General features: G+C 59.4%; 26 protein-coding genes and 1 riboswitch. Of the genes, 12 read left to right on the top strand and 14 right to left on the bottom strand.

Features of this window, described 5'->3' with window-relative positions; all coding sequences use genetic code 11:
• Positions 1–128 precede the first annotated feature (128 nt).
• Genes cecR through INF77_RS20890 form a run of 5 tightly spaced genes read left to right on the top strand, consistent with a single transcriptional unit; the run spans position 129 to position 5,769 of the window.
• Positions 129–803 (top strand): transcriptional regulator CecR, encoded by a 675-nt coding sequence (gene cecR, locus INF77_RS20910; RefSeq protein WP_028012433.1) that lies wholly within the window; start codon positions 129–131, stop codon positions 801–803.
• Positions 803–1,798 carry a secretion protein HlyD gene (gene hlyD, locus INF77_RS20905; protein ID WP_150144552.1) on the top strand — a complete coding sequence of 332 codons (996 nt, stop codon included), beginning with the start codon at positions 803–805 and terminating at the stop codon, positions 1,796–1,798. Before cecR ends, hlyD begins: the two co-directional genes overlap by 1 nt.
• On the top strand, positions 1,791–3,530 hold the full coding sequence (locus INF77_RS20900) for an ATP-binding cassette domain-containing protein (RefSeq protein WP_041910725.1): 1,740 nt from the start codon (positions 1,791–1,793) through the stop codon (positions 3,528–3,530). Before hlyD ends, INF77_RS20900 begins: the two co-directional genes overlap by 8 nt.
• Positions 3,520–4,653 (top strand): ABC transporter permease, encoded by a 1,134-nt coding sequence (locus INF77_RS20895; protein WP_193532005.1) that lies wholly within the window; start codon positions 3,520–3,522, stop codon positions 4,651–4,653. The genes INF77_RS20900 and INF77_RS20895 overlap by 11 nt, the downstream gene beginning before the upstream one ends.
• Before the next feature lie 9 nt (positions 4,654–4,662).
• Positions 4,663–5,769: an ABC transporter permease gene (locus INF77_RS20890; protein ID WP_041910726.1), complete on the top strand. Its 1,107-nt coding sequence runs from the start codon at positions 4,663–4,665 to the stop codon at positions 5,767–5,769.
• Here the strand turns inward: INF77_RS20890 and INF77_RS20885 are convergent.
• Positions 5,731–6,141, bottom strand: a complete 411-nt coding sequence (locus tag INF77_RS20885; protein WP_028012428.1) for a YbhQ family protein — start codon at positions 6,139–6,141, stop codon at positions 5,731–5,733. The genes INF77_RS20890 and INF77_RS20885 overlap by 39 nt on opposite strands.
• A 133-nt stretch (positions 6,142–6,274) precedes the next feature.
• On the opposite strand from INF77_RS20885, the gene INF77_RS20880 reads away from it, so the two are divergent.
• The 3 genes from INF77_RS20880 to INF77_RS20870 are packed head-to-tail and all read left to right on the top strand — an operon-like array spanning position 6,275 to position 9,233.
• The gene (locus INF77_RS20880) at positions 6,275–7,036 is read left to right on the top strand and encodes an endonuclease/exonuclease/phosphatase family protein (RefSeq protein ID WP_041910727.1); all 762 of its coding nucleotides are present in this window, start codon (positions 6,275–6,277) and stop codon (positions 7,034–7,036) included.
• The gene (clsB, locus tag INF77_RS20875; protein WP_045259955.1) at positions 7,033–8,271 is read left to right on the top strand and encodes a cardiolipin synthase ClsB; all 1,239 of its coding nucleotides are present in this window, start codon (positions 7,033–7,035) and stop codon (positions 8,269–8,271) included. The genes INF77_RS20880 and clsB overlap by 4 nt, the downstream gene beginning before the upstream one ends.
• On the top strand, positions 8,271–9,233 hold the full coding sequence (locus INF77_RS20870; RefSeq protein WP_048959982.1) for a YbhN family protein: 963 nt from the start codon (positions 8,271–8,273) through the stop codon (positions 9,231–9,233). The genes clsB and INF77_RS20870 overlap by 1 nt, the downstream gene beginning before the upstream one ends.
• Positions 9,234–9,338: 105 nt before the next feature.
• Here INF77_RS20870 and INF77_RS20865 read toward each other — a convergent pair whose 3' ends face one another.
• From INF77_RS20865 to moaA, 6 genes are all read right to left on the bottom strand, one after another.
• On the bottom strand, positions 9,339–10,046 hold the full coding sequence (locus INF77_RS20865; RefSeq protein WP_193532006.1) for a Bax inhibitor-1/YccA family protein: 708 nt from the start codon (positions 10,044–10,046) through the stop codon (positions 9,339–9,341).
• A gap of 66 nt (positions 10,047–10,112) precedes the next feature.
• On the bottom strand, positions 10,113–10,565 hold the full coding sequence (gene moaE, locus INF77_RS20860; RefSeq protein WP_041910729.1) for a molybdopterin synthase catalytic subunit MoaE: 453 nt from the start codon (positions 10,563–10,565) through the stop codon (positions 10,113–10,115).
• A 1-nt stretch (position 10,566) separates the two neighbouring features.
• Positions 10,567–10,812, bottom strand: a complete 246-nt coding sequence (gene moaD, locus INF77_RS20855) for a molybdopterin synthase sulfur carrier subunit (protein WP_045259953.1) — start codon at positions 10,810–10,812, stop codon at positions 10,567–10,569.
• Positions 10,805–11,290: a cyclic pyranopterin monophosphate synthase MoaC gene (gene moaC / locus INF77_RS20850; protein WP_008501142.1), complete on the bottom strand. Its 486-nt coding sequence runs from the start codon at positions 11,288–11,290 to the stop codon at positions 10,805–10,807. Before moaC ends, moaD begins: the two co-directional genes overlap by 8 nt.
• A 3-nt stretch (positions 11,291–11,293) precedes the next feature.
• The gene (gene moaB / locus INF77_RS20845) at positions 11,294–11,806 is read right to left on the bottom strand and encodes a molybdenum cofactor biosynthesis protein B (RefSeq protein ID WP_028012422.1); all 513 of its coding nucleotides are present in this window, start codon (positions 11,804–11,806) and stop codon (positions 11,294–11,296) included.
• 24 nt (positions 11,807–11,830) lie between these two features.
• A complete protein-coding gene (moaA, locus tag INF77_RS20840) occupies positions 11,831–12,820 on the bottom strand; it encodes a GTP 3',8-cyclase MoaA (protein ID WP_193532007.1) in 990 nt (329 codons plus the stop codon).
• Positions 12,808–12,941: riboswitch (molybdenum cofactor riboswitch) on the bottom strand. It overlaps the preceding gene by 13 nt.
• Positions 12,942–13,166: 225 nt before the next feature.
• Between moaA and yvcK the strand changes: the two genes are divergently transcribed.
• A complete protein-coding gene (gene yvcK, locus INF77_RS20835) occupies positions 13,167–14,075 on the top strand; it encodes a uridine diphosphate-N-acetylglucosamine-binding protein YvcK (protein ID WP_028012420.1) in 909 nt (302 codons plus the stop codon).
• A gap of 74 nt (positions 14,076–14,149) precedes the next feature.
• On the opposite strand, the gene uvrB is transcribed toward yvcK, so the two are convergent.
• Entirely contained in the window at positions 14,150–16,165 is a 2,016-nt protein-coding gene (gene uvrB / locus INF77_RS20830; protein ID WP_028012419.1) for an excinuclease ABC subunit UvrB, read from the bottom strand.
• Between the two features lie 750 nt (positions 16,166–16,915).
• Between uvrB and INF77_RS20825 the strand changes: the two genes are divergently transcribed.
• Entirely contained in the window at positions 16,916–17,638 is a 723-nt protein-coding gene (locus INF77_RS20825; RefSeq protein WP_049136983.1) for an ABC transporter ATP-binding protein, read from the top strand.
• Here INF77_RS20825 and bioD read toward each other — a convergent pair.
• The 4 genes from bioD to bioB are packed head-to-tail and all read right to left on the bottom strand — an operon-like array spanning position 17,601 to position 21,228.
• The gene (gene bioD / locus INF77_RS20820; protein WP_047367763.1) at positions 17,601–18,302 is read right to left on the bottom strand and encodes a dethiobiotin synthase; all 702 of its coding nucleotides are present in this window, start codon (positions 18,300–18,302) and stop codon (positions 17,601–17,603) included. The genes INF77_RS20825 and bioD overlap by 38 nt on opposite strands.
• Positions 18,295–19,050 carry a malonyl-ACP O-methyltransferase BioC gene (gene bioC / locus INF77_RS20815; RefSeq protein ID WP_045259949.1) on the bottom strand — a complete coding sequence of 252 codons (756 nt, stop codon included), beginning with the start codon at positions 19,048–19,050 and terminating at the stop codon, positions 18,295–18,297. Before bioC ends, bioD begins: the two co-directional genes overlap by 8 nt.
• Positions 19,034–20,191, bottom strand: a complete 1,158-nt coding sequence (gene bioF, locus INF77_RS20810) for an 8-amino-7-oxononanoate synthase (protein ID WP_048998779.1) — start codon at positions 20,189–20,191, stop codon at positions 19,034–19,036. The genes bioC and bioF overlap by 17 nt, the downstream gene beginning before the upstream one ends.
• Positions 20,188–21,228, bottom strand: coding sequence for a biotin synthase BioB (gene bioB / locus INF77_RS20805; RefSeq protein WP_028012414.1), 1,041 nt, complete (start codon positions 21,226–21,228; stop codon positions 20,188–20,190). The genes bioF and bioB overlap by 4 nt, the downstream gene beginning before the upstream one ends.
• A gap of 68 nt (positions 21,229–21,296) precedes the next feature.
• On the opposite strand from bioB, the gene bioA reads away from it, so the two are divergent.
• Positions 21,297–22,604, top strand: coding sequence for an adenosylmethionine--8-amino-7-oxononanoate transaminase (gene bioA, locus INF77_RS20800; RefSeq protein WP_193532008.1), 1,308 nt, complete (start codon positions 21,297–21,299; stop codon positions 22,602–22,604).
• Between the two features lie 48 nt (positions 22,605–22,652).
• The gene (locus INF77_RS20795; RefSeq protein WP_193532009.1) at positions 22,653–23,129 is read left to right on the top strand and encodes a kinase inhibitor; all 477 of its coding nucleotides are present in this window, start codon (positions 22,653–22,655) and stop codon (positions 23,127–23,129) included.
• A gap of 85 nt (positions 23,130–23,214) precedes the next feature.
• On the opposite strand, the gene hutH is transcribed toward INF77_RS20795, so the two are convergent.
• Positions 23,215–24,735 carry a histidine ammonia-lyase gene (gene hutH, locus INF77_RS20790; protein WP_047367760.1) on the bottom strand — a complete coding sequence of 507 codons (1,521 nt, stop codon included), beginning with the start codon at positions 24,733–24,735 and terminating at the stop codon, positions 23,215–23,217.
• Entirely contained in the window at positions 24,732–26,420 is a 1,689-nt protein-coding gene (hutU, locus tag INF77_RS20785; protein ID WP_063154684.1) for a urocanate hydratase, read from the bottom strand. Before hutU ends, hutH begins: the two co-directional genes overlap by 4 nt.
• Between the last annotated feature and the right edge of the window lie 77 nt (positions 26,421–26,497).

Below are 26,497 nucleotides of genomic sequence, written 5' to 3'. Positions count from 1 at the left end.
TGTCGCGAAGGTGCGGAGTGTAGCAGCTTTTGTGACGTGGCGCATAAAATATCCCTGTCGTATCCCTCGACGATTTAGCGATTCAGGTATAATTTTAATCAATCGATTGATTAATTTTTAATGCCGACATGAATACGACACCGACGACAACCAAAGGTGAACAGGCCAAAAGCCAGCTTATCGCCGCCGCGCTGGCGCAGTTTGGCGAGTATGGCCTGCATGCCACCACGCGGGATATCGCCGCCCAGGCCGGGCAAAACATTGCGGCCATTACCTACTATTTTGGCTCAAAAGAGGATTTATACCTCGCCTGCGCCCAGTGGATTGCCGATTTTATTGGCAACAATTTTCGCCCGCACGTTGAGGAGGCCACCGCGCTGCTGAGCCAGCCGACGCCGGATCGTACCGCTATCAGGCAACTTATCCTCAATGCCTGCCACAATATGATCCGCCTGCTGACGCACGACGATACGCTCAACCTGAGCAAATTTATCTCCCGCGAGCAGCTCTCCCCCACTGCCGCTTATCAGCTGGTACACGATCAGGTGATTGCCCCGATGCACACCCATCTGACCCGGCTGATTGCCGCCTACACCGGGCGGGACGCCAGCGATACCGACACCATTTTGCATACCCACGCCCTGCTGGGCGAAATTCTCGCCTTCCGTCTGGGGCGTGAAACCATCCTGTTACGCACGGGCTGGGCACAATTCGATGAGGATAAAGCCGCGCAGATTAGCCAGGTCATCACCTGTCATCTCGATCTGATCCTGCAAGGCTTAACGCAAAGGAGCCTGAAGTGATGAAAAAACCTGTCACCATCGTTCTGGTGGTTGTTGTTTTGCTTGCCGCGGGAATCGGTGGCTGGCTGTGGTATCAGAGCCAGCAGGATCGGGGCCTGACGCTGTACGGTAACGTGGATATTCGTACCGTGAATATGAGCTTCCGCGTCGGCGGGCGTCTCGCCTCGCTGAGCGTTGACGAAGGCGACGCCATCAAAGCCGGGCAGACGCTGGGGATGCTGGACAAAGCCCCCTTTGAGAACGCGCTGATGCAGGCAAAAGCCGGCGTCTCCGTCGCCCAGGCGCAGTATGACCTGATGCTGGCGGGCTATCGCGATGAGGAGATTGCCCAGGCCGCTGCCGCCGTTAAGCAGGCCAAAGCCGCCTACGACTACGCGCAGAACTTCTATAACCGCCAGCAGGGGCTGTGGAAAAGCCGCACCATTTCCGCCAACGATCTGGAAAACGCGCGGTCATCCCGCGACCAGGCGCAGGCGACGCTGAAATCCGCGCAGGATAAATTAAGCCAGTACCGCTCCGGTAACCGCGAGCAGGACATTGCCCAGGCGAAGGCCAGCCTCGAGCAGGCGCAGGCGCAGCTGGCTCAGGCGGAGCTGGATCTGCACGACACTATCTTAACCGCCCCGTCTGACGGCACGCTGATGACCCGCGCGGTAGAGCCGGGCAGCATGCTCAGCGCGGGCAGCACCGTCTTGACGCTGTCCTTAACCCGTCCGGTATGGGTGCGGGCCTACATTGATGAGCCGAATCTCGGCCAGATGCAGCCGGGCCGCGAGCTGCTGCTCTATACCGACGGTCGCCCGGACAAGCCGTATCACGGCAAAGTGGGCTTTGTCTCCCCTACCGCCGAATTCACGCCGAAAACGGTAGAAACACCGGACCTGCGTACCGACCTCGTGTACCGCCTGCGCATCATCGTCACCGACGCGGACGACGCGCTGCGTCAGGGCATGCCTGTTACCGTGACCTTAAACGACGGGGAACGACATGAATGATGCGGTTATCCAGCTCAATAATCTGGTCAAACGCTTCCCCGGAATGGATAAACCGGCGGTCGCGCCGCTGAACTGCACCATTCAGAAAGGCTACGTGACCGGACTGGTGGGCCCGGACGGCGCGGGCAAAACCACGCTGATGCGGATGCTGGCGGGGCTGCTGAAGCCGGATGAAGGCTCGGCCAGCGTGCTTGGCCTTGACCCGATAAAAGACGACGGCGCGCTCCACGCCATGCTCGGCTATATGCCGCAGAAGTTTGGCCTGTACGAAGATCTGACGGTGATGGAGAACCTCAATCTGTACGCCGACCTGCGCAGCGTCACCGGTGAAACCCGGCAGAAAACCTTCGCCCGACTGCTCGAATTTACCTCCCTCGGCCCGTTCACCGACCGGCTGGCGGGCAAGCTTTCCGGCGGGATGAAGCAGAAACTGGGGCTGGCCTGCACGCTGGTGGGCGAGCCGAAGGTGCTGTTGCTCGATGAGCCCGGCGTCGGCGTGGACCCGATTTCCCGCCGCGAGCTGTGGCAGATGGTGCACGAGCTGGCGGGCGACGGGATGCTGATCCTCTGGAGCACCTCCTACCTCGACGAAGCGGAGCAGTGCCGTGACGTGCTGCTGATGAACGAGGGCGAACTGCTCTATCAGGGCGAACCGACCGAGCTGACGCACACCATGGCCGGGCGCAGTTTTCTGCTGCACAGCCCGCAGGAGTCCAACCGCAGGCTGCTGCAGCGGGTGCTGAAGCTGCCGCAGGTGAGCGACGGGATGATTCAGGGCCGCTCGGTGCGCGTGATCCTCAAAAAAGAGGCCACCGTCGACGATATTCGCCGTGCGCCGGGCATGCCTGAGATTGAAATGGACGAGACCGCCCCGCGCTTTGAAGATGCGTTTATCGACCTGCTGGGCGGGGCGGGAACCTCAGAATCACCGCTTGGCGCCATTCTGCACACGGTGGAAGGCACGCCGGGCGAAACGGTCATCGAGGCGAAATCGCTGACCAAAAAATTCGGCGATTTCGCCGCCACCGATAACGTCAATTTTGCCGTGAAGCGCGGCGAGATTTTCGGCCTGCTCGGGCCGAACGGCGCGGGAAAATCCACCACCTTTAAGATGATGTGCGGCCTGCTGGTCCCGACGTCCGGCAAGGCGCTGGTGCTGGACATGGATCTCAAGGTCAGTTCCGGCAAAGCGCGCCAGCATCTCGGCTATATGGCGCAGAAGTTCTCGCTGTACGGCAACCTGACGGTCGAGCAGAATCTGCGCTTTTTCTCTGGGGTGTACGGCCTGCGCGGGCGGGCGCAGAATGAAAAAATCCGCCGCATGAGCGACGCCTTCGGGTTAACGAATATTGCGTCCCACGCCACCGACGAGCTGCCGCTCGGCTTTAAGCAGCGGCTGGCGCTGGCCTGCTCGCTGATGCACGAGCCGGATATCCTGTTTCTTGATGAACCCACGTCAGGCGTGGACCCCCTCACCCGCCGTGAATTCTGGCTGCATATCAACAGCATGGTGGAAAAAGGCGTGACCGTGATGGTCACCACCCACTTTATGGATGAGGCGGAATACTGCGACCGCATCGGGCTGGTCTACCGCGGCAAGCTGATTGCCCACGGCACGCCGGACGACCTGAAAGCGCAGGCCGCCGACGACGCACAGCCAGACCCGACCATGGAGCAGGCGTTTATCACCCTCATCCACGACTGGGATAAGGAGAATGCTCATGCGCAGTAACGCCCTTTCCTGGCGCCGGGTGCGCGCCCTGTGCATCAAAGAGACGCGGCAGATCGTGCGCGATCCCAGCAGCTGGCTGATTGCGGTGGTGATCCCCCTGCTGCTGCTGTTTATCTTTGGCTACGGCATTAACCTCGACTCCAGCAAGCTGCGGGTCGGTATTTTGCTGGAGCAGCAGAGCGAAGAGGCGCTGGACTTCACCCATGCCATGACCGGCTCACCCTACATTGACGCCACCGTCAGCGACAACCGGCAGGAACTGATTCAGAAAATGCAGGCCGGGAAAATTCGCGGCCTGATCGTCATCCCGGTGGATTTCGCCGCCAACATGGCGCGCCCGGGTGCCGATGCGCCGATTCAGGTGATTACCGACGGCAGCGAGCCGAACACCGCCAACTTCGTGCAGGGCTATGCGGAGGGGATCTGGCAGCTCTGGCAGATGCAGCGCGCCGAAGACCGGGGTGAGACGTTTGAACCGCTCATCGATGTGCAGACGCGCTACTGGTTTAACCCCGCCGCCATCAGCCAGCACTTTATTATTCCGGGGGCGGTGACCATCATTATGACGGTGATTGGCGCGATCCTCACCTCGCTGGTCATCGCCCGCGAGTGGGAGCGCGGCACTATGGAGGCGCTGCTCTCCACCGAGGTGACGCGGGTTGAGCTGCTGCTGTGCAAGCTCATCCCCTACTACTTCCTCGGCATGCTGGCGATGCTGCTCTGCATGCTGGTCGCGGTCTTTATTCTTGGCGTGCCGTATCGCGGCTCGCTGGTGGTACTGTTCTTTATCACCAGCCTGTTTTTACTCAGCACGCTGGGGATGGGGCTGCTCATCTCCACCATCACCCGCAACCAGTTTAACGCCGCGCAGGTGGCGCTCAACGCCGCCTTCCTGCCATCGATTATGCTCTCCGGTTTTATCTTCCAGATAGACAGCATGCCGGAGGTGATCCGCGCCGTGACCTACATCATTCCGGCGCGCTACTTCGTGAGCACGCTGCAGAGCCTGTTCCTGGCGGGGAATATTCCGGTGGTGCTGATTATCAATACCCTGTTTTTGCTGGCGTCGGCGGTGATGTTTATCGGGTTGACGTGGCTGAAAACCAAACGGCGACTGGATTAAGGAGCGCACATGTTTCACCGCTTATGGACATTGATCCGCAAAGAGCTGCAATCCCTGCTGCGCGAGCCGCAAACCCGCGCCATTCTGGTGCTGCCGGTGCTGCTTCAGGTTTTATTGTTCCCGTTTGCCGCCACCCTTGAGGTAACTAACGCCACCATTGCCATTTATAATGAAGACAACGGCAAACACGCCGTCGAGCTGACGCAGCGTTTTGCCCGGGCGAAGGCCTTTACCCACATCCTGCTGCTTAAAAGCCCGCAGGAGATCCAGCCCACTATCGACACGCAAAAAGCGCTGCTGCTGGTGCGTTTCCCGGCGGATTTCTCCCGCAATCTGGACACCTTCCAGACCGCGCCGATGCAGCTGATCCTCGACGGGCGCAACTCCAACAGCGCCCAGATAGCGGCCAACTACCTGCAGCAGATAGTGAAGGAGTATCAGCAGGAGCTGATGGAGGGCAAACCGAAGCCCAATAACAGCGAACTGGTGGTGCGCAACTGGTACAACCCGAACCTGGACTACAAGTGGTTTGTGGTGCCGTCGCTGATCGCCATGATCACCACCATCGGGGTGATGATCGTGACCTCCCTGTCCGTGGCCCGCGAGCGCGAACAGGGCACGCTGGATCAGCTGCTGGTTTCCCCGCTCGCCACCTGGCAGATTTTCGTCGGCAAAGCGGTACCGGCGCTGATCGTCGCCACCTTCCAGGCCACCATCGTGCTGGGAGTGGGAATTTGGGCCTACGAGATCCCGTTCGCCGGATCGCTGGCGCTGTTTTACTTCACGATGGTGATTTACGGGCTGTCGCTGGTGGGGTTTGGGCTGCTGATTTCAGCGCTCTGCTCCACGCAGCAGCAGGCGTTTATCGGGGTATTCGTCTTTATGATGCCGGCGATTCTGCTCTCCGGGTACGTGTCGCCCGTCGAGAACATGCCGGTGTGGCTGCAGGATTTAACGTGGATAAACCCGATTCGACATTTTACGGATATCACCAAGCAGATCTATCTGAAGGATGCGAGTCTGGATATTGTGTGGGGAAGTTTGTGGCCGCTACTGGTCATAGCGGCCACGACGGGGTCAGTGGCCTATGCGATGTTTAGACGCAACATTGCGTAGCTTTTTCTCTTTAGTGAGCAGCGACACTACCGCTGGCCCTGCAAGGATTGCCAGACCCGCCAGGGCCAGCAGCAGGTTGTTTTGCAGCACGCGTGACAGCAGCCACAGCACGATCATCGCGGCACCAAAGTACCAGGTGGTGGTGAGCTCTTCGAGCACATCACCCACCTCGCGCCAGCGCGCGTCATGGTGGCGCTGTAAGAACAGCATCGACAGCACGGTGACGCCATAGAGGACGCATAGCCCTAAGCCAACACGCACCAGCGTGCCGCTCATCAAGCCCATCACCAGTACGGCCACGACCAGTAAATGCAACATTATCTGCCAGCAACTCAAACCCGTTGCGACACGAACACGTTGTTGCCACTTCATGGCTTCTCTCCTGAAGGATTTTTCTCTGCTTAATCAGACTACCGCACTTTACGGAAAATTCCGTAACGCCGCATCTTTTTGTGACGCCGACTACACTTTATTTTCATCGGGATAGTCACCCAGGAAGGTGTTTATGAGCAAAAAAACGCAGCATTTCTCGCTTAAAGTGCTGACGATAAACATTCATAAGGGCTTCACAGCATTTAACCGCCGCTTCATTTTACCGGAGCTGCGCGACGCGGTACGCACCGTCAGCGCGGACATTGTCTGCCTGCAGGAGGTGATGGGCGCGCACGAGGTACACCCCATGCATTTCGAAAACTGGCCCGATACGCCGCACTATGAATTCCTGGCCGACACCATGTGGAGCGATTACGCTTACGGCCGCAACGCGGTCTATCCGGAAGGCCATCACGGTAATGCGGTGCTGTCGCGTTTTCCTATAGAACATTATGAGAACCGGGACGTTTCCGTCGGGGAGAGCGAAAAGCGCGGGCTGCTTTACTGCCGCATCACGCCGCCGGAACTTGACGTTCCGGTTCACGTGGGCTGCGTTCACCTCGGACTGCGTGAAGCCCACCGCCAGGCGCAGCTGCAGATGCTGGCGGACTGGACCAATGCGCTGCCGGAAGGCGAACCCGTGGTGGTCGCCGGGGATTTTAACGACTGGCGGCAGCGCGCCAACCATCCGCTGAAGGTCAAAGCGGGACTGGAGGAAATTTTCACCCGGGCACATGGTCGTCCCGCACGGACGTTTCCGGTGCGCTTCCCCCTGCTGCGCCTGGACCGCATCTACGTGAAAAATGCGCATGCCAGCAGCCCGACGGCGCTGGCGTTACTGAACTGGCGACATCTTTCCGACCATGCCCCGCTGAGCGCGGAGATCCACTTATGAAATGCACCTGGCAGGAAGGTAACCGTATTACGCTGCTGGAAAACGGCGATAACTTCTATCCGGCGGTCTTTGAGGCGATTAGCCACGCACAGCAGAAAGTCTACCTTGAAACGTTTATCTGGTTTGAAGACGATGTTGGCAGGCAGCTGCACAGCGTACTGCTGCATGCAGCCCGGCGCGGGATAAAAATCGAGGCCCTGCTCGATGGATATGGCTCGCCGGATCTTAGCGATGAATTTGTTAACGAGCTCACCGCCGCCGGCGTGGTGTTCCGCTATTACGATCCCGGTCCGCGTCTGTTCGGCATGCGCACCAACCTGTTCCGCCGCATGCACCGCAAAATCGTCGTAGTGGACGAAACGGTGGCGTTCGTGGGCGGCATTAACTACTCCGCCGAACATATGTCGGATTACGGCCCGGAGGCCAAGCAGGACTACGCGATCCGCATTGAGGGACCGGTGGTTCAGGACATCCAGCTGTTCGTGCTGGAAAACTTGCCCGGTAAAGAGGCCGCTCGCCGCTGGTGGCGACGCCGTCATCGCCCGGAAGAGAACCGCAAGCCCGGCGAAGCGCAGGCGCTGTTTGTCTGGCGGGACAACGAGGAGCATCGGGACGATATTGAACGTCATTACCTGAAGATGCTGGCCAATGCGAAGCGCGAAGTGATTATCGCCAACGCCTATTTCTTCCCCGGCTACCGTATTCTGCACGCCATGCGCAACGCGGCCCGACGCGGCGTGAGCGTTAAACTGATTGTGCAGGGCGAGCCGGATATGCCCATTGTGAAGGTGGGCGCGCGCCTGCTCTACCGCTACCTGGTGAAAAGCGGCGTGCAGATATATGAATACCGCCGCCGCCCGCTGCACGGCAAAGTGGCCGTCATGGATGACCACTGGGCAACCGTCGGCTCCAGTAACCTCGATCCGCTGAGCCTGTCGCTTAACCTGGAAGCGAACCTGATCATCCACGACCGTCAGTTTAACCAGACCCTGCGGGATAACCTTCAGGGACTTATCCATAAGGATTGCGTACGGGTGGATGAGTCCATGGTGCCGAAACGGAGCTGGTGGAACGTTGGTATCGGCGTGGTGGTGTTCCACTTCCTGCGCCACTTCCCGGCGATGGTCGGCTGGCTGCCGGCGCATACGCCAAAGCTGGCGCAGGTTGATCCGCCGGTACAACCTGAAATGGAAACCCAGGACCGCGTTGAAGCGGAAGATGGAGGCAAACCCTGATGTCAAAATCTCATCCTCGCTGGCGGCTGGCGAAAAAAATCCTCACCTGGGTATTCTTTATCGCGGTCGCGGTACTGCTGGTGGTCTACGCGCAGAAAGTGGACTGGGAAGAGGTGTGGAAGGTCATCCGCAACTATAACCGGCTGGTGCTGCTGGGCGCCGTAGGGCTGGTTATCGTCAGCTACCTGATGTACGGCTGCTACGACCTGCTCGGTCGCGCCTACTGCGGCCACAAGCTGGCTAAACGTCAGGTGATGCTGGTGTCGTTTATCTGCTACGCCTTCAACCTGACGCTGAGCACCTGGGTGGGCGGCATCGGCATGCGCTATCGCCTGTACTCGCGTCTCGGATTACCGGGTGGCACCATCACCCGCATTTTCTCGCTGAGTATCACCACCAACTGGCTGGGGTACATTCTGCTGGGCGGGGTGATTTTCACCATCGGCGTGGTGCAGCTGCCCGCACACTGGTATATCGACGAGGCCACGCTGCGCATTCTCGGCATCGTGCTGCTGCTGATCATCGCCGTGTATCTGTGGGCCTGCGCCTTTGCCAGACGCCGCCATATGACCATTAAAGGGCAGAAACTGGTACTGCCGTCGTGGAAGTTCGCGGTGCTGCAGATGGCGGTATCCAGCGCCAACTGGATGGCGATGGGGGCGATCATCTGGCTGTTGATTGGCGAGGACGTGAACTACTTCTTCGTGCTGGGCGTGCTGCTGGTGAGCAGTATCGCCGGGGTTATCGTGCATATTCCGGCGGGAATTGGTGTGCTGGAGGCGGTGTTTATCGCGCTGCTGGCCGGAGAACATGTTTCACAGGGGACGATTATTGCCGCCCTGCTCGCCTACCGCATGCTCTATTACTTCCTGCCGCTGGCGCTGGCAACGGTCTGTTATCTGGTGCTGGAGAGCCGGGCGAAAAAGTTACGGGCGAAAAATGAGAAGGCAATGGCGAAATAAAAGCAAAACGGCAACCTTGTTGCCGTTTTTAGTGTTTGTTCCCTCTCCCGTGGGAGAGGGTCAGGGTGAGGGCACCAGACCGCACCGCCACCCGGCAAAGCAACCTCAGCGACGGTTGCCGAAAATCCGCAGCAGCATCAGGAACAGGTTGATGAAGTCCAGATAGAGCGTCAGCGCGCCCAGAATCGAGTATTTGCGCAGGTTTGAACTGTCGCGCCCGTCGATCTGCTCGCCGATGTTTTTCAGCTTCTGAGTGTCATAGGCCGTCAGCCCGACAAAAACTACTACCCCGATATAGGTCACGGCCCACATCAGCGCGTCGCTCTTCAGCCACAGGTTCACCAGCGATGCCAGCACAATCCCGATCAGCCCCATAAACAGCATATTACCTAAGCCGCTCAGGTCACGTTTGGTGGTGTAACCGTACAGGCTCATCACGCCGAACATCCCGCCGGTCACCACGAAGGTGCTGGCGATGGAGGAGTAGGTGTAGACGATGAAAATGCTGGAGAGCGTCAAACCAGTCAGCGCCGAATAGAGCATAAACAGCGTGGTCGCCATTCCGGCACTGAGTTTCTGCACCAGGCCGGAAAGCACAAACACCAGCGCCAGCTGCGCGATAATCAGCCCAAAGAAGGTGATTTTGCTGGAGAAGATAAACATCATCAGCTCAGGCGTGTTCGCCGCATACCACGCGATAAACGCGGTAAGCAGCAGGCCGACCGTCATCCAGCCGTACACCTGCGCCATATACGTCTGCAGGCCGCTACGGGTCTGCTGTACTATTGAATCGGAACGCGGAAATCGGTCCATGATTCACTCCTGATTAAGGTTAAGAAGACACACACACATTAAGAGTAACACATCCACGTAAACCGACTACCAACGGCTGGCGGCCTGTTTATCGCTGTCGCGAGATTCCACCCAGCGCTCGCCTTCCGGCGTGGCTTCGCGCTTCCAGAACGGCGCTTTGGTTTTGAGGTAATCCATAATGAACTCCCCTGCCGCAAAGGCGCTACCGCGGTGCGCGCTGGTCACGCCGACAAAGACAATCTCTTCGCCGGGCCACATCTCGCCGATGCGGTGGATCACCGTGACCCGCCCGAGCGGCCAGCGGCCTCGCGCTTCATCCACAATTGCCGCCAGCGATTTCTCCGTCATGCCCGGATAGTGCTCCAGCGTCAGCGCTTTTACGCTGTCGCCGAGATTGTGGTTACGCACTTTACCGGTGAACGTAACGACCGCGCCGTCTTCATCGCGCTCCGCCAGCCAGTCATATTCTGTACCGACGTTAAAGCGCTCGGGACCGACCAGAATTCGGGTTTCAGCCATCTTAGCCCCCTGTGACCGGCGGGAAGAAGGCCACTTCATCCCCTTCAGTCAGCGGGTGGGTGAACTCCACCAGCGTCTGGTTAACGGCCGCCAGCAGCTTGCCTTCGTCGAGCGCCAGCGCCCAGCGGTCGCTTTGTGCCGCCAGATGCGCGCGCAGGGCGGCGACGTTTTCAAAAGAGGCGTCCAGCGTCAGGCTGTCAGTATTGACCAGCTCACGCACCTGGGCGAAAAAGAGCACCTTAATCATGGCTGTCCACCTTAAAATCACCGGATTTGCCGCCGCTTTTTGCCAGCAGACGAACCGGGCCAATCACCATATCTTTCTGCACCGCTTTGCACATGTCGTAGATGGTCAGCGCGGCGACGGAGGCCGCCGTCAGGGCTTCCATCTCCACGCCGGTTTTGCCGGTTAAGCGGCAGAGGGACTCAATACGCACGCGGTTGTGCTCCGGCTGCGCCTGCAGGTTCACTTCCACCTTGCTCAGCATCAGCGGATGGCAGAGCGGGATGAGGTCCCAGGTCCGTTTTGCAGCCTGAATACCGGCGATGCGGGCGGTGGCAAAGACGTCGCCCTTATGGTGACTGCCGTCGATAATCATCGCCAGCGTCTCCGGCAGCATGGTGACGAATGCCTCAGCACGCGCCTCGCGCACCGTTTCGGCCTTGGCGGAGACATCCACCATATGCGCTTCGCCAGCGGCGTTAATGTGGGTCAGTTGTGACATAGTTTACTTCTTCAAATGGGGATGAAAATTACACGGACGGGTACGGGCATCCAGCTGCGGGGCAATAATATTTTCCCATGCGGTGCGGCAGGCTTTGGTCGAGCCCGGCATGGCGAAAATCAGCGTGTTGTTTGCCACGCCGGCCACCGCGCGCGACTGCAGCGTGGAGGTGCCAATCTCTTCAAAGGAGAGCATGCGGAACACTTCGCCGAAGCCTTCTACCTCGCGGTCAAACAGCGGGATTAGCGCCTCTGGGGCCTGATCGCCCGCGGTAAAGCCGGTGCCGCCGGTGATCAGCACCACCTGCACCTCAGCACTGGCGATCCACTGAGAGACCTGCGCGCGAATGGCGTAGCGGTTCTCTTTCACAATCGCTTTATCGACGATGGTATGCCCCGCGTCATGGGCCGCCTCACGCAGCCAGTGGCCGGAGGTATCATCCTCTTCGCCACGGCGGTCGGAAACGGTAAGAATAGCAATGCGTGTCGGGATAAATTCTGCGCTGACCTGACTCATCTTCTGGTTCCTTCTAAAGACTGATTACCCGCCGATGTAGGACAGGTTCTGAGTAATGCCGGTATTGCCCTGATGCAGGAAGTGGGTCTGCTTTTTGTGCGTCAGCGCTTCAGAAATGCGCGCTTCAAGCGCGGCCTGCTGCGCATCGTCTTCCAGCAGATCGCGCAGTTCTACGCCGCCATCCCCGAACAGGCAGAGGTGCAGCTTGCCCACCGACGATACGCGCAGGCGGTTGCAGCTGGCGCAGAAGTCTTTCTCATAGGGCATGATAAGCCCAATTTCGCCTTCGTAATCCGGGTGACAAAAGACCTGTGCCGGGCCGTCGCTGCGCTGGCGGATCTGGTGGATCCAGCCGCGTTTCAGCAGCTCGTCGCGCAACACCATGCCGGAAATATGGTGACGGCGGAACAGTTCGCTGCCCTCGCCCGTTTCCATCAGCTCGATAAAACGCAGTTGAATGGGACGGGATTTAATCCACGCCAGGAAGGTGTCCAGCTGATGGTGGTTTACGTCGCGCATCAGCACCGTGTTGACTTTGACCTTTTCGAACCCGGCGGTAAACGCCGCATCGATGCCGTCCATCACCTGGCGGAACTTGTCCTGACCGGTAATGGCGTGAAACTGCCGGGCATCAAGGCTGTCCACGCTGACGTTGATCGCGGTTAGGCCAGCGTCGCGCCAGTTGGCCACGTCACGCGCCATGCGATAACCGTTGGTGGTCACCGCGATCTGGCGGATGCGTTCGTTTTCGCGTACGGCGGCAATGATGTCGGTGAAATCGCGGCGCAGGGAGGGTTCGCCACCGGTCAGACGGACTTTTTCAGTACCCAGCTCAGAAAACGCACGCGTGACGCGGCGCACTTCATCCACGGAGAGAAAGCCATTATTGGTGACGCTGCCCGGCTTGTAGCCATCGGGCAGACAGTAGGTGCAACGGAAGTTGCACACATCGGTAATCGACAGACGCAAGTAGTAAAACTTACGCGCGAAAGCATCAGTAAGTTGTGAAGCCATGTACACCTTTCCAAATCGGGAGGCACAGTCATTTCTTTCTGTACCCTGGTGGCAAATCCGCCACGGCCAGGGCGCCATATCATTCGACACAGGCGCCAGGGCTAGAGTGTATGTTTTCAGTTTTGAAAACGTGGTTATGGCGATAGTAGCGTGGAAATCGACACTCCGCCATTGTCGCTTTTCGCTATATAATTATGTATATAGCGATTCAGTCCTGCATTTTCGCTACAGAATACCTAAAAACCGCATTTTCGCATTGATATACGTCATTTTGCATTGGGTGAGGCATCGTCTTTTGGGGGTAGTTAGGTTACTGTTACGCGATCGAACGTGATAAGGAATACGTATGCGCAATCGCACTTTTGCGGATCTTGACCGAGTGGTCGCTCTTGGCGGAGGCCACGGCCTGGGCCGCGTCATGTCCTCTTTGTCGTCACTGGGCTCACGGCTGACAGGGATAGTGACAACCACCGACAACGGCGGCTCAACCGGGCGGATCAGGCGGGCTGAAGGCGGCATTGCCTGGGGAGATATGCGCAACTGCCTGAATCAGTTAATTACCGAGCCGAGCGTCGCGTCGGCGATGTTTGAGTACCGTTTTGGCGGCAATGGCGAACTTTCCGGGCATAACCTCGGAAATCTGATGTTAAAGGCGCTGGATCACCTGAGCGTACGGCCTCTGGAAGCCATCAACTTAATCCGTAATCTGCTCAAGGTGGACGCATTCCTGATCCCCATGTCTGAACAACCGGTTGACTTGATGGCAATCGATGCCGAAGGGCATGAAGTTTACGGCGAGGTGAATATTGACCAGCTCCTCCTGCCGCCAACGGAGTTGATGACCTATCCGAGCGTGCCCGCCACGCGAGAAGCGGTAGAGGCCATTGGTGAAGCGGATCTTATCCTGATCGGTCCAGGCAGTTTTTATACCAGCCTGATGCCCATTCTGCTGGTAAAAGAGCTGGCGCAGGCGCTGCGTCGCACCCCTGCCCCGATGGTTTATATCGGTAACCTGGGCCGTGAGCTGAGCCCGGCAGCGGCGAGCCTGTCGCTGGCGGACAAGCTGGACCTGATGGAGCAGTACGTCGGTAAGAAAATTATCGACGGTGTCGTGGTTGGGCCAAAAGTGGATGTGACAGGGATTGGCGATCGCGTGGTGGTGCAGGAGCCGCTGGAAGCCAGCGATATTAAATATCGTCACGACCGCCACCTGCTGCGCGAGGCGCTGGAGAAAGCGATTCAGGCGTTGGGTTAGGTTCGCTTTGTGCGGCCTGATGCCCTCACCCCAGCCCTCTCCCACGGGGAGAGGGGGAATACACGCCGCTTTACCTATGATGCCGCGATAAACAGATCCCGCAGCTGATGCAGCTGGTCGCGGATCTGTGCCGCCTCTTCGAACTCCAGGTTCTGGGCGTGCTGCATCATCTGCCCTTCCAGCTCGTGGATTTTCTGCTGCAGCGCCTTCGGCGTCAGTACGACGGTATCTTCTTCCACCACTGAACGCGCCTTGCCGCGGCCTTTCGCTTTGGTCTTCGCAATGTTCTGACCCAGCGCCAGAATATCCACCACCTTCTTGTTCAGCCCCTGCGGCGTAATGCCGTGCTCTTCGTTGTAGCGCTGCTGCTTCTCGCGTCGGCGTTCCGTTTCGCCAATCGCTTTCGCCATCGACGGGGTGATTTTGTCGCCGTACAGAATCGCTTTCCCGTTGACGTTACGCGCGGCGCGGCCAATGGTCTGGATCAGGGAGCGTTCAGAGCGCAGGAAGCCCTCTTTATCGGCGTCCAGAATCGCCACCAGCGAGACTTCAGGCATATCCAGACCTTCTCGCAACAGGTTGATCCCCACCAGCACATCAAATTCGCCCAGACGCAGATCGCGGATAATCTCCATGCGCTCCACGGTGTCGATATCCGAGTGCAGATAGCGCACCTTCTCACCGTGTTCTTCAAGATACTCGGTCAGGTCTTCCGCCATGCGCTTGGTGAGCGTCGTCACCAGCACGCGCTCGTTGATGGCGGAACGGGCGCGGATCTCAGAGAGCAGATCGTCCACCTGGGTCGCCACCGGGCGCACTTCGATAATCGGATCCAGCAGCCCTGTCGGACGGACCACCTGGTCGATCACCTCATCGCCGGATTTCTCCAGCTCGTAGTTGCCCGGCGTGGCCGACACGTAGATGGTCTGCGGCGCCAGCGCCTCAAACTCTTCAAACTTCATCGGACGGTTATCCAGCGCTGACGGCAGGCGGAAGCCGTACTCCACCAGCGTCTCTTTACGCGCGCGGTCGCCGCGGTACATCCCGCCGATCTGCGGGATCGTGACGTGGGATTCGTCGATCACCAGCAGACCGTCGGCCGGAAGGTAGTCAAACAGCGTCGGCGGTGGCTCGCCCGGCCCGCGCCCGGAGAGGAAGCGCGAGTAGTTTTCGATACCCGAGCAGTAGCCCAGCTCGTTCATCATCTCCAGATCGAACTGGGTGCGCTGGCTCAGGCGCTGCTCTTCCAGCAGCTTATTGTTAGCCAGAAGCACCTTACGGCGCTCTGCAAGCTCCTCTTTGATCTCTTCCATCGCCTGCACGATACGCTCGCGTGGCGTCACGTAGTGCGTTTTAGGGTAGATGGTAAAACGCTGTATCACCGACTCAACGTGGCCGGTCAGCGGGTCGAACAGTGACAAACGCTCAACCTCTTCGTCAAACAGCTCGACGCGCAGCGCCATATCGTCCGATTCCGCCGGGAAGATGTCGATCACCTCACCGCGCACGCGGAACGTCCCGCGCTGGAAGGCCTGGTCATTACGGGTGTACTGCAGCTCGGCCAGACGGCGCAAAATTGCGCGCTGATCGATGATCATCCCCTGCGTCAGGTGCAGCATCATCTTCAGATAGAGATCCGGATCGCCCAGGCCGTAAATCGCCGAAACAGACGCGACCACAACCACATCGCGTCGCTCAAGCAGCGCCTTGGTCGCAGACAGTCGCATCTGTTCGATGTGTTCGTTCACCGAAGCATCTTTCTCGATGAAGGTATCAGAGCTCGGCACATAGGCTTCCGGCTGGTAGTAATCGTAGTAGGAGACAAAATACTCCACCGCGTTTTCCGGGAAGAACTCTTTCATCTCGCCGTAAAGCTGTGCCGCGAGGGTTTTATTGGGTGCAAGCACCATCGTGGGGCGCTGCAGGTCAGCGATCACGTTGGCGACAGTAAACGTTTTGCCCGAGCCGGTTACCCCCAGCAGCGTCTGGTGCGCCAGCCCGTCTTCCAGCCCTTCTTTAAGACGACGGATAGCCTCAGGCTGATCGCCAGAGGGGCGGAAAGCAGAATTCAGTTTGAACGGTTTACTCATGGGCGACGACCTGATGACGTTATAAGCGGCAGGTGAGTAATTTTACTCGTTGTTGCCAGGAATGCCAGTAAAAAACACTGGATGAAAAACCAGTAGCGTGTCAGGATATTTAGCGTAGCGGCGGAGTCATTAGCGCGTTAGCGGACAAAATTTAGGCTCTGACGAGATAAAAAACCAGCCAGGTTGGGTTATCCCCAGAACTTTTTCTTTTTTAACATTTGTCAAGCCAGGTAATGATAGTTTTATGGCAACGAGTGACACTTTCATTACGGTAATTGCTTTTATCTAAGCAATTAAATTTTAAACGATATTTTCTAAAGCCGCGTTTCGCGTCAATTTGGGCGAAAGCCGCGTCTTCTCTCGCTTATCGCGTGTTTTCTAACTCTAATGCACATGGTTATCCACAGGAATAGTGGATAACTGCTTCCAGCCCGTGTAGACCGCCGCTCAGCAAATTCCCGGATTTTCCCACGAGGCGGCAACAAAAAATTTTTATAGCTCTTTTTTGACGATAAACAGTTGAGTCATTCATAACCAACAGATGCGATCCTGCTCACATTTCAGCCATTTTTCGTCCTGCACCACAACTCACCATTCCCGGCACCGTCGATGTGCAAGCCACGCGTTTTTACCCTGCTCTCCTGTGGCTTATTCCTAAAAAAGTCGTTTTTTTAATCGATTTCAGGTTTCTGGCAAGCGTTTTGCAGCTTCACGTCAGGCCTATCCCTACGCATTTTTAAGGAGAGAAAGATGTTGAGTCTGCGTGCAGTGAATCAGTTTTACGGAAGCCAACATACGCTATGGAACGTGGATTTGGATTTTCCGCAAGGGATGTGTACAGGCGTCATAGGCCTGCCGGGGATGGGCAAAACCACCCTGATGAACTGTATTACCGGAAACATCCCCGTCGAAAGCGGCACGATTATCTGGCATGAAGCGGGCGCACCGCCGCGTGATTTGCTCAGCCCGGCACCGGAACAACGTTCAGAGCCGGGAATAGGCTATGTGCCGCAGGACAGGCGTATTTTCTCTCAACTGACGATTGAGGAGAATCTGCATATTGCCATGCGGGCGATGGGGAAACCCGACCCGGCGGCGAAAAGCGACGTATACGATCTGTTCCCGGAACTCTACGCGCGACGTCAGACGCGGGGCAATGCCCTTTCGCCAGAGGATCAGTATCAGCTTGCCCTGGCGAATGCACTGGTCAACCGCCCGCGGATGCTGATTCTGGATGAGCCTACGCATGGGGCAGGACACGGATTTGCCCAGAAGCTGGCGCAGCTGCTGGGGCGCTTAAACCGAGAGTTAGGCATGACGGTGCTGCTGGCGGAGCAGCAGCTGTCGTTTATCCGCCGGGTGGCGGATCGGTTTTGCATGCTTTATCGCGGGCGTAACGTGGCTCAGGGCCACGTTAGCGAGCTGAACGATGAGCTCATTGCCCACTGGATGTCGCGGGAAGCAAGACGCTGAGGTCGAGATAGCGCCCGGTTTCGGCCTGCTCAGCATCGCCAGCAATCCAGGGGATTTCCCCGAGGAACGGTGCCGGGAGCACGCGCTTGAGGGTCGCCAGATACTCCTGATGCCGCCTGCCCGGCGCAACCACGTCGTTGGCTATCCAGCCTGCCAGCGTCAGCCCTGCCTGCTGAACGGCCTGCGCCGTCAGCATGGCGTGATTGATGCAGCCCAGCTTCACGCCGACGACCAGAATGACCGGAAGCCGCTCGGCCTGCACCCAGTCAGCAAAGGTCTGCGTGTCCGAAAGCGGCGTAAACCAGCCTCCCGCGCCTTCCACCAGCACCCAGTCGGCCTGGCTTTCCAGCGTCCGTAACCCGGCAGACAGCACGGCGAAATCAATCGGACGGCCTTCGTCAGCGCTGATAATGTGCGGCGACGTCGGCTCGGCAAAGGTATAGGGATTAACCGCCGAATAGGCAAGCTCAAGGCTACTGTTACGCTGGAGCGCCAGCGCGTCGGTGTTGCGTAACCCTTCCGCCGTCATCTCGCTGCCGGAAGCCACGGGCTTATATCCGGCGGTGTTTTTTCCGAGCAGTCGTGCCGCCTGCAGCAGCGCAGCGCTGGCAACCGTTTTGCCCACTTCCGTATCAGTGCCGGTAACAAAATAACGTTCAGTCACGTTCGATAATCCCATGAAAAAGTTGATAAGAGAGCGGGAAAAGGCCCCGCTGCTGCGGCCAGGCCAGTTCCAGGCGTTGCAGCTGCCCCCGGGTCAGCGGTTTTTTCTCCCGCCCGGCGTGCAGGTGCGTGGCGCCGATGCCCTTCAGAGAGCGCATGGCGCTGAACGCGTCGCTAAAATTAAGCGTGATGGTTTGCACCGTGCTGCGACAGCGCCAGCCTGCCAGCGCCTGCGTCACCTGCTCATACGATAAAAAGCGGTTCGCGTGCGGCTGCTCATCCACCGCTTTCCACGCCTGATTCAGCTCCGGCAGCGAACTTTCCAGCAAGGTGGTAAAGGCCACCTTTCCGCCCGGTCGTGCGACGCGATAAAGCTCGCGTAACGCCTGCGGCAGGCTGCTGCACCACTGCACCGCCAGATGGCTCCAGACCAGATCGAACTGCGCGTCCGCCAGCGGGATCGCCTCAATATCCGCCACTACATAGTGGTGCGCCGCCTGCTGCTGGCGCGCCTCGTCCAGCATGGCGGGCGACAGGTCGATGGCCGTCACCTCGCTCCCCGCCTCGCGCCAGTAGCGGCTGTTGCTGCCGGGACCACAGCCGGCGTCCAGCACCTGGGGGAAGCGGTTCTCGCCAAGCGCGGCCAGAAGCCCCTGCGCGCTCTGGCGCTGGAGTTCATCGTGCTGCGAATAGCTCCGCGCGGCCCGGCCAAATGCCGCCGCAACGGCCTGCTTATTCACCGGCATCATGAAGCGCCTCCAGCAGCGTCTGGATATCCTGCGCCTCATGCGCCGCCGTCAGGGTTAAGCGCAGACGCGCGGTGCCCGGCGGAACGGTTGGCGGACGAATGGCCGTTACCCACATCCCCCGCTCGCGCAGCGCCTGGGCCAGTGCCAGCGCGCGGCCGTTTTCGCCGACAATGACGGGCTGGATGGCGCTCTGCGAATCGGGACTCTGGAAGGGAAGCGCCGCCAGTCCCTGACGGAAGCAGGAGATGTGCTCTGCCAGCTGCTGACGGCGTTCATCCCCTTCTGCGCTGCGGATCACCGCCAGCGACGCCGACAGCGCCACGGCCTGCGCCGGGGGCATGCTGGTGCTGTAGATGAGGTGACGGGCAAACTGCAGCAGATAGTCGGCGACAGATTCGCTGCACAGCACGGCGGCGCCGCTGACGCCAAAGCCTTTGCCGAAGGTAACCACCAGCAGTTCCGGCTTCACGTTTTGTTGATGGGCGCTGCCGCGTCCTTCATCGCCCATCACCCCAGTGCCGTGAGCATCATCGACCAGCAGCCAGGCGTTTTGCCGCTTTGCGGCCTCGTGAAGCGCGGCAAGCGGCGCACTGTCGCCGTCCATGCTGAACACCCCTTCCGTGACTGCCAGCTGTTGCCCGTCGCAGGGTTTGTCCAGCAGCGAGGCGAGCTGTGACGCATCGTTATGGGCAAAACGCCGCAGCTGCGCCGGACTTAAGTTTGCCGCTTCCAGCAGCGAGGCGTGGCTTAAACGGTCGGCGACAATGCGGTCCTCTTTCCCCATCATGGCCGTGATGACCGCCTGGTTGGCGGCAAATCCGGAGATAAACAGCAGCGCGCGCGGATAGCCCAGCCAGTCGGCCAGCTCTTCCTCCAGCGCCTGATGCGCCGTGGTGTATCCGCTGACGTGCCCCGAGCCACCGCTGCCCACGCCAAATCGCTCCGCGCCCTGCTGCCAGGCGCGGACGATGGCCGGATGCTGGCTCAGTCCGAGATAGTCATTGCTGGAGAAATTACAAAACTGCCGTCCCTCGCGGGTCAGAAAACGGCCCGCGCCGTTTTCCACCACCCTGCGAACGCGAAACGCCTCTGCCGCCCGGCGTTCTTCCAGCGCGGCATTAATCCGTACCTGCCAGGTCATACGGCTGCCGCGTTGTAGAACTGATCGGTGTCGGCGTTGAGAATCTGCTGCTCCAGCTGCTGCTGTTGCTCGTTATCGCCCGTCAGCACCCCGGTCTGGTGCGGGTTCAGCCCCAGCTTGCGGAACAGCTGAACGTCTTTGTCCTCTTCCGGGTTCGGCGTGGTCAGCAGCTTGCAGCCGTAGAAGATGGAGTTGGCCCCGGCCATAAAGCACATTGCCTGAGTTTGCTCGTTCATCTGCTCGCGACCGGCAGAAAGGCGGACGTAAGAGGTTGGCATCATGATGCGCGCCACCGCGATAGTGCGAATAAAATCAAACGCATCCACGTCCTCGTTATCCGCCAGCGGCGTGCCCTTGACCTTCACCAGCATGTTGATGGGCACGCTTTCCGGCGGGGTCGGCAGGTTCGCCAGCTGCAGCAGCAGACCCGCGCGGTCTTTCACCGTTTCGCCTAAGCCCACGATGCCGCCGGAGCAGACCTTGATCCCTGCATCGCGCACTTTATCCAGCGTGTCCAGGCGCTCCTGGTAGGTGCGCGTGGTGATGATATTGCCGTAAAATTCCGGGGAGGTGTCGAGGTTGTGGTTGTAGTAATCCAGCCCCGCGGCAGAGAGGCGCTGCGCCTGCTCCTCGTTCAGCGTGCCGAGCGTCATACAGGCTTCGAGGCCCATCTCCTTCACGCCCTTCACCATCTGCTCCAGATAGGGCATATCGCGATCGTGCGGGTTCTTCCACGCCGCGCCCATGCAGAAGCGGGTTGAGCCCGCGTTTTTGGCCTTGCGCGCGGAGTCGAGCACCTGCTCGACCTCCATCAGGCGCTCTGACTCCAGGCCGGTTTTGTAGCGCGCGCTCTGCGGGCAATATTTGCAGTCTTCAGGACAGGCGCCGGTCTTGATCGACAGCAGCGTGCTGACCTGAACATGGCGCGGATCGAAGTGCTGACGATGCACCTGTTGCGCTTCAAACATCAGCTCAAGGAAAGGTTTATTGAATAATTCAGTAACTTGCGACATCGTCCAGCGTGCGTGGTGAGCCATTGGGCTTCTCCAAAGGGTTTTGTTAATTTTCGGTTCGGTTTATACTCGTAAACCTAAAACTTTTCAAAATGGTTTACAAGTCGATTATGACCCAGGACGATCTCGCCTTCGACAAGCAGCATATCTGGCACCCTTACACCTCCACCACCCGCCCCCTTCCCGTCTATCCGGTGGCCTCTGCCCACGGCTGCGAGCTGCATCTCGCCAGCGGCGAGCAGTTGGTTGACGGAATGTCCTCCTGGTGGGCGGCCATTCACGGATACAACCATCCGCGCCTGAACGCGGCGATGAAGGCCCAGATTGACCAGATGTCGCACGTAATGTTTGGCGGGATCACCCATCAGCCCGCGGTGGATTTATGCCGTCGCCTGGTGGCGATGACGCCTGAATCGCTGGAGTGCGTTTTCCTGGCCGATTCCGGCTCGGTGGCGGTGGAAGTGGCGATGAAGATGGCGCTGCAGTACTGGCATGCGAAGGGCGAAACGCGCCAGCGGTTCCTCACCTTCCGCAACGGCTATCACGGGGATACCTTCGGGGCGATGTCGGTGTGCGATCCGGACAACTCCATGCACAGCCTGTGGAAGGGCTATCTGCCGGAAAACCTGTTTGCCCCTGCGCCGCAAAGCCGATTAGACGGCGAGTGGAACGAGATGGACATGGTGGGCTTCGCGCGGCTGATGGCGGCGCATCGCCATGAAATCGCAGCCGTTATTCTCGAACCGATTGTGCAGGGCGCGGGCGGAATGCGGATGTACCATCCGGAATGGCTGAGGCGCATTCGCAAGATGTGCGACCGCGAGGGCATTCTGCTGATTGCCGATGAAATTGCCACCGGCTTTGGCCGCACCGGCAAGCTGTTTGCCTGCGAACACGCGGGCATTGCGCCGGATATTCTGTGTCTGGGTAAAGCGCTGACTGGCGGCACCATGACGCTCTCCGCCACCCTCACCACTCGTCAGGTTGCCGACACCATCAGCGACGGCGAGGCGGGCTGCTTTATGCACGGCCCGACGTTTATGGGCAACCCGCTGGCCTGCGCCGTGGCAAGCGAAAGCCTCGCCATTCTTGAGAGCGGCGAGTGGCAGACGCAGGTCGCGGCGATTGAGGCACAGCTGAAAGGAGAGCTGAGCGCCGCCTCGGGGGCGAATTTTGTGGCGGACGTGCGCGTGCTGGGTGCCATCGGGGTGATTGAAACCACCCGCCCGGTGAACATGGCGGCGCTGCAGCGCTTCTTCGTTGAGCAGGGCGTCTGGGTGCGGCCTTTCGGCAAGCTTATCTACCTGATGCCGCCGTACAGCATCACGCCGGAGCAGCTGCGTAAATTAACCGACGCGGTCGTAACAGCCGTTAACATTCCCGCGCATTTCGCGATTTAATCCCATGCGTTACACTTCCTGAACGAGTGAATAACGAGGGTAAACCGTATGAAAATCATCAGTAAAGATCTGCGCGACGGTGAAAAACTCCCGGAACGCCACGTTTTCAACGGCATGGGCTATCAGGGGGATAATATCTCCCCACACCTGGCGTGGGGCGACGTTCCTGCAGGAACCAAAAGCTTTGTCGTGACCTGCTACGACCCGGACGCGCCGACCGGCTCGGGCTGGTGGCACTGGGTTGTGGCGAACCTGCCCGCCGACACGCGCGTGCTGCCGCAGGGTTCCGGTTCAGACCTGGTTGCCCTGCCTGAAGGTGCCATTCAGACGCGCACTGACTTTGGTAAAGCGGGCTACGGCGGCGCGGCGCCACCAAAAGGGGAAACCCACCGCTATATCTTCACGGTGCACGCGCTGGATGTGGAGAAGATTGAGGTCGATGAAGGCGCGAGCGGCGCGATGGTCGGGTTTAACGTGCATTTCCATTCCCTGGGGAGCGCGTCGATTACGGCGATGTATTCCTGAAAAAAGCCGGGTGGCGGCTACGCCTTACCCGGCCTGGATCTCGCATTCGTAGGCCCGGTAAGCGCAGCGCCACCGGGCAAAAAAATCACAGCACCGAAGGTAGCAGTCCTACAAGGCGCCCCTCTTCCAGAAGCTGCATCGCCTTATCAATATCCGGCGCAAAGAAGCGGTCGTCATCGTAATGCGTGACGTGCTCGCGCAGCACATGGCGCGCCTGCTCCAGCAGCGGGCTGGATTTAAGCCCTTCGCGCAGATCGATACCCTGACACGCCGCCAGCCACTCCACCGCCAGCACGCCGCGGGTGTTGGAGGCCATCTCCCACAGACGACGCCCGGCCGCCGGGGCCATCGACACGTGATCTTCCTGGTTCGCCGAGGTTGGCAGGCTGTCCACGCTGTGCGGGTGCGACAGCGCTTTGTTCTCGCTTGCCAGCGCTGCGGCCGTCACCTGAGCGATCATAAAGCCTGAGTTAACCCCGCCGTTACGCACCAGGAATGGGGGCAGCTGGGACATGTGTTTATCCATCATCAGCGCGATGCGGCGCTCCGACAACGCCCCAACTTCGGCAATCGCCAGCGCGATATTGTCCGCCGCCATCGCCACCGGCTCGGCGTGGAAATTGCCCCCGGAGACCACCTCGTTTTCCTCGGCGAACACCAGCGGGTTATCGGACACCGCGTTGGCCTCCACCAGCAGCACCTCTGCTGCCTGGCGCAGCTGCGTCAGGCACGCGCCCATCACCTGCGGCTGACAGCGCAGAGAATACGGATCCTGCACCTTCTCGCAGTTATGGTGTGAATCCGCAATCTCACTCGTGTCGGTAAGCACGTGGCGGTACATGGCTGCGGCATCAATCTGCCCGCGCTGGCCGCGCACCGCGTGAATACGCGCGTCAAACGGACGACGCGAGCCGAGCACCGCCTCGGTGGTCAGCGCACCGCACACCACCGCCGACGCAAACAGATCTTCCGCTTCAAACAGGCCGCGCAGCGCAAAGGCCGTCGACGCCTGCGTGCCGTTAAGCAGCGCCAGCCCCTCTTTTGCCGCGAGGGTGATTGGCGTTAAGCCGGCTTTTGCCAGCGCTTCTTTCGCAGGGAGCCACTCGCCCTGCCAGCGCGCTTTGCCCTCACCCAGCAGCAGCAGCGACATGTGCGCCAGCGGGGCGAGATCGCCGGAGGCGCCGACGGAGCCTTTTGCCGGGATCCACGGATAGACTTCTGCATTTACCAGGGCCATCAGCGCCTGGATCACGCTCAGGCGAATGCCCGAGAAACCGCGCGCCAGGCTGTTGATTTTGAGCACCATCATCAGACGGACAATCTCATCGTCAAGCGGCTGGCCGACGCCTGCCGCGTGCGACAGCACCAGCGAACGCTGTAAGTTTTCCAGATCGTGCGTGGCGATGCGGGTCTGCGCCAGCAGGCCAAAGCCGGTGTTAATCCCGTAGGCGGTGCGCCCTTCGGCAACAATCGCTTCTACGCAGGCGACGCTGTCGTTTATCGCGGCGTGGGCGCTTTCATCAAGTGAAAGGGTGACCGGCTGGCGCCAGACGTTACGCAGCTGTTTGAGCGTCAGCGAGCCGGGAGTGAGTGTTAACGCGTTCATGCATGCTTTCCTTGTGTGGCAGGGATCATCGGCAGGTTCAGTCCCTGCTCTTTGGCACAGTCAATGGCAATCTCGTAACCCGCATCCGCGTGACGCATCACGCCGGTTGCCGGGTCGTTGTGCAGCACGCGGGCGATGCGCGCGGCCGCTTCATCGGTTCCGTCACAGACGATGACCATCCCTGAGTGCTGGGAGAAGCCCATCCCGACGCCGCCGCCGTGGTGCAGCGAGACCCAGGTGGCGCCGCTGGCGGTATTCAGCAAGGCATTAAGCAATGGCCAGTCGGAGACCGCGTCAGATCCGTCGCGCATGGCTTCGGTTTCACGGTTTGGGCTGGCGACGGAGCCGGAGTCCAGATGGTCGCGGCCAATGACGATCGGCGCGGAGACTTCACCGCTGCGCACCATTTCGTTGAAGGCCAGACCCAGCTTTTGCCGCCACTCCAGCCCTACCCAGCAGATGCGCGCCGGCAAGCCCTGGAAGCTGATGCGTTCGCGAGCCATATCCAGCCAGTGGTGCAGGTGTTCGTCGTCTGCGACGATCTCCTTCACTTTGGCGTCGGTTTTGTAGATATCCTGCGGATCGCCGGACAAGGCCACCCAGCGGAACGGGCCGATGCCGCGGCAGAACAGCGGACGGATATAGGCAGGCACGAAGCCGGGGAAGTCGAAGGCGTTATTCACGCCCATCTCTTTCGCCATCTGGCGGATGTTGTTGCCGTAGTCAAAGGTTGGAATGCCCAACTGGCTGAAGGCCAGCATCGCGGAGACGTGTTCCGCCATCGAACGCTTAGCCGCCAGTACCGTGCCTTCAGGGTCGGTTTCCGCTTTTTGCTGGTAGTCTTCCCACGTCCAGCCTTTTGGCAGGTAACCATGCAGCGGGTCATGGGCGCTGGTCTGGTCGGTAACGAGATCCGGACGCACGCCGCGGGCAACCAGCTCCGGCAGAATATCCGCCGCGTTACCGCACAGGGCAATCGACATCGCTTTGCCTTCGGACGTGTATTTTTTGATGCGCGCCAGCGCGTCATCGAGATTCTCGGCCTGTTCGTCGACGTAACGGGTACGCAGACGGAAATCAATGCGGCTCTGCTGGCATTCAATGTTCAGCGAGCACGCGCCGGCCAGCGTGGCGGCCAGCGGCTGCGCGCCGCCCATCCCGCCCAGACCGGCGGTAAGCACCCAGCGGCCTTTCAGCGAGCCGTTATAGTGCTGACGCCCCGCTTCCACGAAGGTTTCGTAGGTGCCCTGCACAATCCCCTGGCTGCCGATGTAGATCCAGCTCCCGGCGGTCATCTGGCCATACATCGCCAGCCCTTTCGCGTCCAGCTCGTTGAAGTGTTCCCAGGTAGCCCAGTGCGGCACGAGGTTAGAGTTGGCGATCAGCACGCGCGGCGCGTTCTTATGGGTTTTAAATACGCCAACCGGCTTGCCGGACTGCACCAGCAGGGTTTCGTCGTGTTCGAGTTCGGTCAGGGATTTTACAATTGCGTCATAGCATTCCCAGTTGCGTGCGGCGCGGCCTATGCCGCCGTAGACCACCAGTTCGTGGGGGTTTTCCGCCACCTCAGGATCAAGGTTGTTCATCAACATGCGCAGCGGGGCTTCGGTGAGCCAGCTTTTGGCAGTAAGCGTGGTGCCGCGCGCGGCACGGACGTCCTGCTGGCGGTATTTACCTGACGACATTGTGTGCTCCTCATAAGGGACAGATGATGCATTTAGATATACTTGTATAGACAAGCACACACAAGGTCAGATTTAAC

Source organism: Enterobacter cloacae complex sp. P1B, assembly GCF_014982345.1.
Classification (GTDB): Bacteria; Pseudomonadota; Gammaproteobacteria; order Enterobacterales; family Enterobacteriaceae; genus Enterobacter; species Enterobacter bugandensis.
This window is presented reverse-complemented; position numbering and strand designations above follow the sequence as displayed.

Bases quoted from the DNA above. Each gene is read 5' to 3' on its own strand.
- clsB (WP_045259955.1), top strand. From the start codon at position 7,033: ATGAAATGCACCTGGCAGGAAGGTAACCGTATTACGCTGCTGGAAAAC.
- cecR (WP_028012433.1), top strand. From the start codon at position 129: ATGAATACGACACCGACGACAACCAAAGGTGAACAGGCCAAAAGCCAG.
- bioA (WP_193532008.1), top strand. From the start codon at position 21,297: ATGGTTTACAAGTCGATTATGACCCAGGACGATCTCGCCTTCGACAAG.
- moaD (WP_045259953.1), bottom strand. From the start codon at position 10,812: ATGATTAAGGTGCTCTTTTTCGCCCAGGTGCGTGAGCTGGTCAATACT.
- INF77_RS20870 (WP_048959982.1), top strand. From the start codon at position 8,271: ATGTCAAAATCTCATCCTCGCTGGCGGCTGGCGAAAAAAATCCTCACC.
- INF77_RS20890 (WP_041910726.1), top strand. From the start codon at position 4,663: ATGTTTCACCGCTTATGGACATTGATCCGCAAAGAGCTGCAATCCCTG.
- bioC (WP_045259949.1), bottom strand. From the start codon at position 19,050: ATGATGCCGGTGAATAAGCAGGCCGTTGCGGCGGCATTTGGCCGGGCC.
- hutU (WP_063154684.1), bottom strand. From the start codon at position 26,420: ATGTCGTCAGGTAAATACCGCCAGCAGGACGTCCGTGCCGCGCGCGGC.
- INF77_RS20825 (WP_049136983.1), top strand. From the start codon at position 16,916: ATGTTGAGTCTGCGTGCAGTGAATCAGTTTTACGGAAGCCAACATACG.
- hutH (WP_047367760.1), bottom strand. From the start codon at position 24,735: ATGAACGCGTTAACACTCACTCCCGGCTCGCTGACGCTCAAACAGCTG.
- moaE (WP_041910729.1), bottom strand. From the start codon at position 10,565: ATGGCTGAAACCCGAATTCTGGTCGGTCCCGAGCGCTTTAACGTCGGT.
- yvcK (WP_028012420.1), top strand. From the start codon at position 13,167: ATGCGCAATCGCACTTTTGCGGATCTTGACCGAGTGGTCGCTCTTGGC.
- uvrB (WP_028012419.1), bottom strand. From the start codon at position 16,165: ATGAGTAAACCGTTCAAACTGAATTCTGCTTTCCGCCCCTCTGGCGAT.
- bioB (WP_028012414.1), bottom strand. From the start codon at position 21,228: ATGGCTCACCACGCACGCTGGACGATGTCGCAAGTTACTGAATTATTC.
- INF77_RS20880 (WP_041910727.1), top strand. From the start codon at position 6,275: ATGAGCAAAAAAACGCAGCATTTCTCGCTTAAAGTGCTGACGATAAAC.
- INF77_RS20900 (WP_041910725.1), top strand. From the start codon at position 1,791: ATGAATGATGCGGTTATCCAGCTCAATAATCTGGTCAAACGCTTCCCC.
- moaA (WP_193532007.1), bottom strand. From the start codon at position 12,820: ATGGCTTCACAACTTACTGATGCTTTCGCGCGTAAGTTTTACTACTTG.
- moaC (WP_008501142.1), bottom strand. From the start codon at position 11,290: ATGTCACAACTGACCCACATTAACGCCGCTGGCGAAGCGCATATGGTG.
- INF77_RS20885 (WP_028012428.1), bottom strand. From the start codon at position 6,141: ATGAAGTGGCAACAACGTGTTCGTGTCGCAACGGGTTTGAGTTGCTGG.
- INF77_RS20795 (WP_193532009.1), top strand. From the start codon at position 22,653: ATGAAAATCATCAGTAAAGATCTGCGCGACGGTGAAAAACTCCCGGAA.
- INF77_RS20895 (WP_193532005.1), top strand. From the start codon at position 3,520: ATGCGCAGTAACGCCCTTTCCTGGCGCCGGGTGCGCGCCCTGTGCATC.
- moaB (WP_028012422.1), bottom strand. From the start codon at position 11,806: ATGAGTCAGGTCAGCGCAGAATTTATCCCGACACGCATTGCTATTCTT.
- INF77_RS20865 (WP_193532006.1), bottom strand. From the start codon at position 10,046: ATGGACCGATTTCCGCGTTCCGATTCAATAGTACAGCAGACCCGTAGC.
- hlyD (WP_150144552.1), top strand. From the start codon at position 803: ATGAAAAAACCTGTCACCATCGTTCTGGTGGTTGTTGTTTTGCTTGCC.
- bioF (WP_048998779.1), bottom strand. From the start codon at position 20,191: ATGACCTGGCAGGTACGGATTAATGCCGCGCTGGAAGAACGCCGGGCG.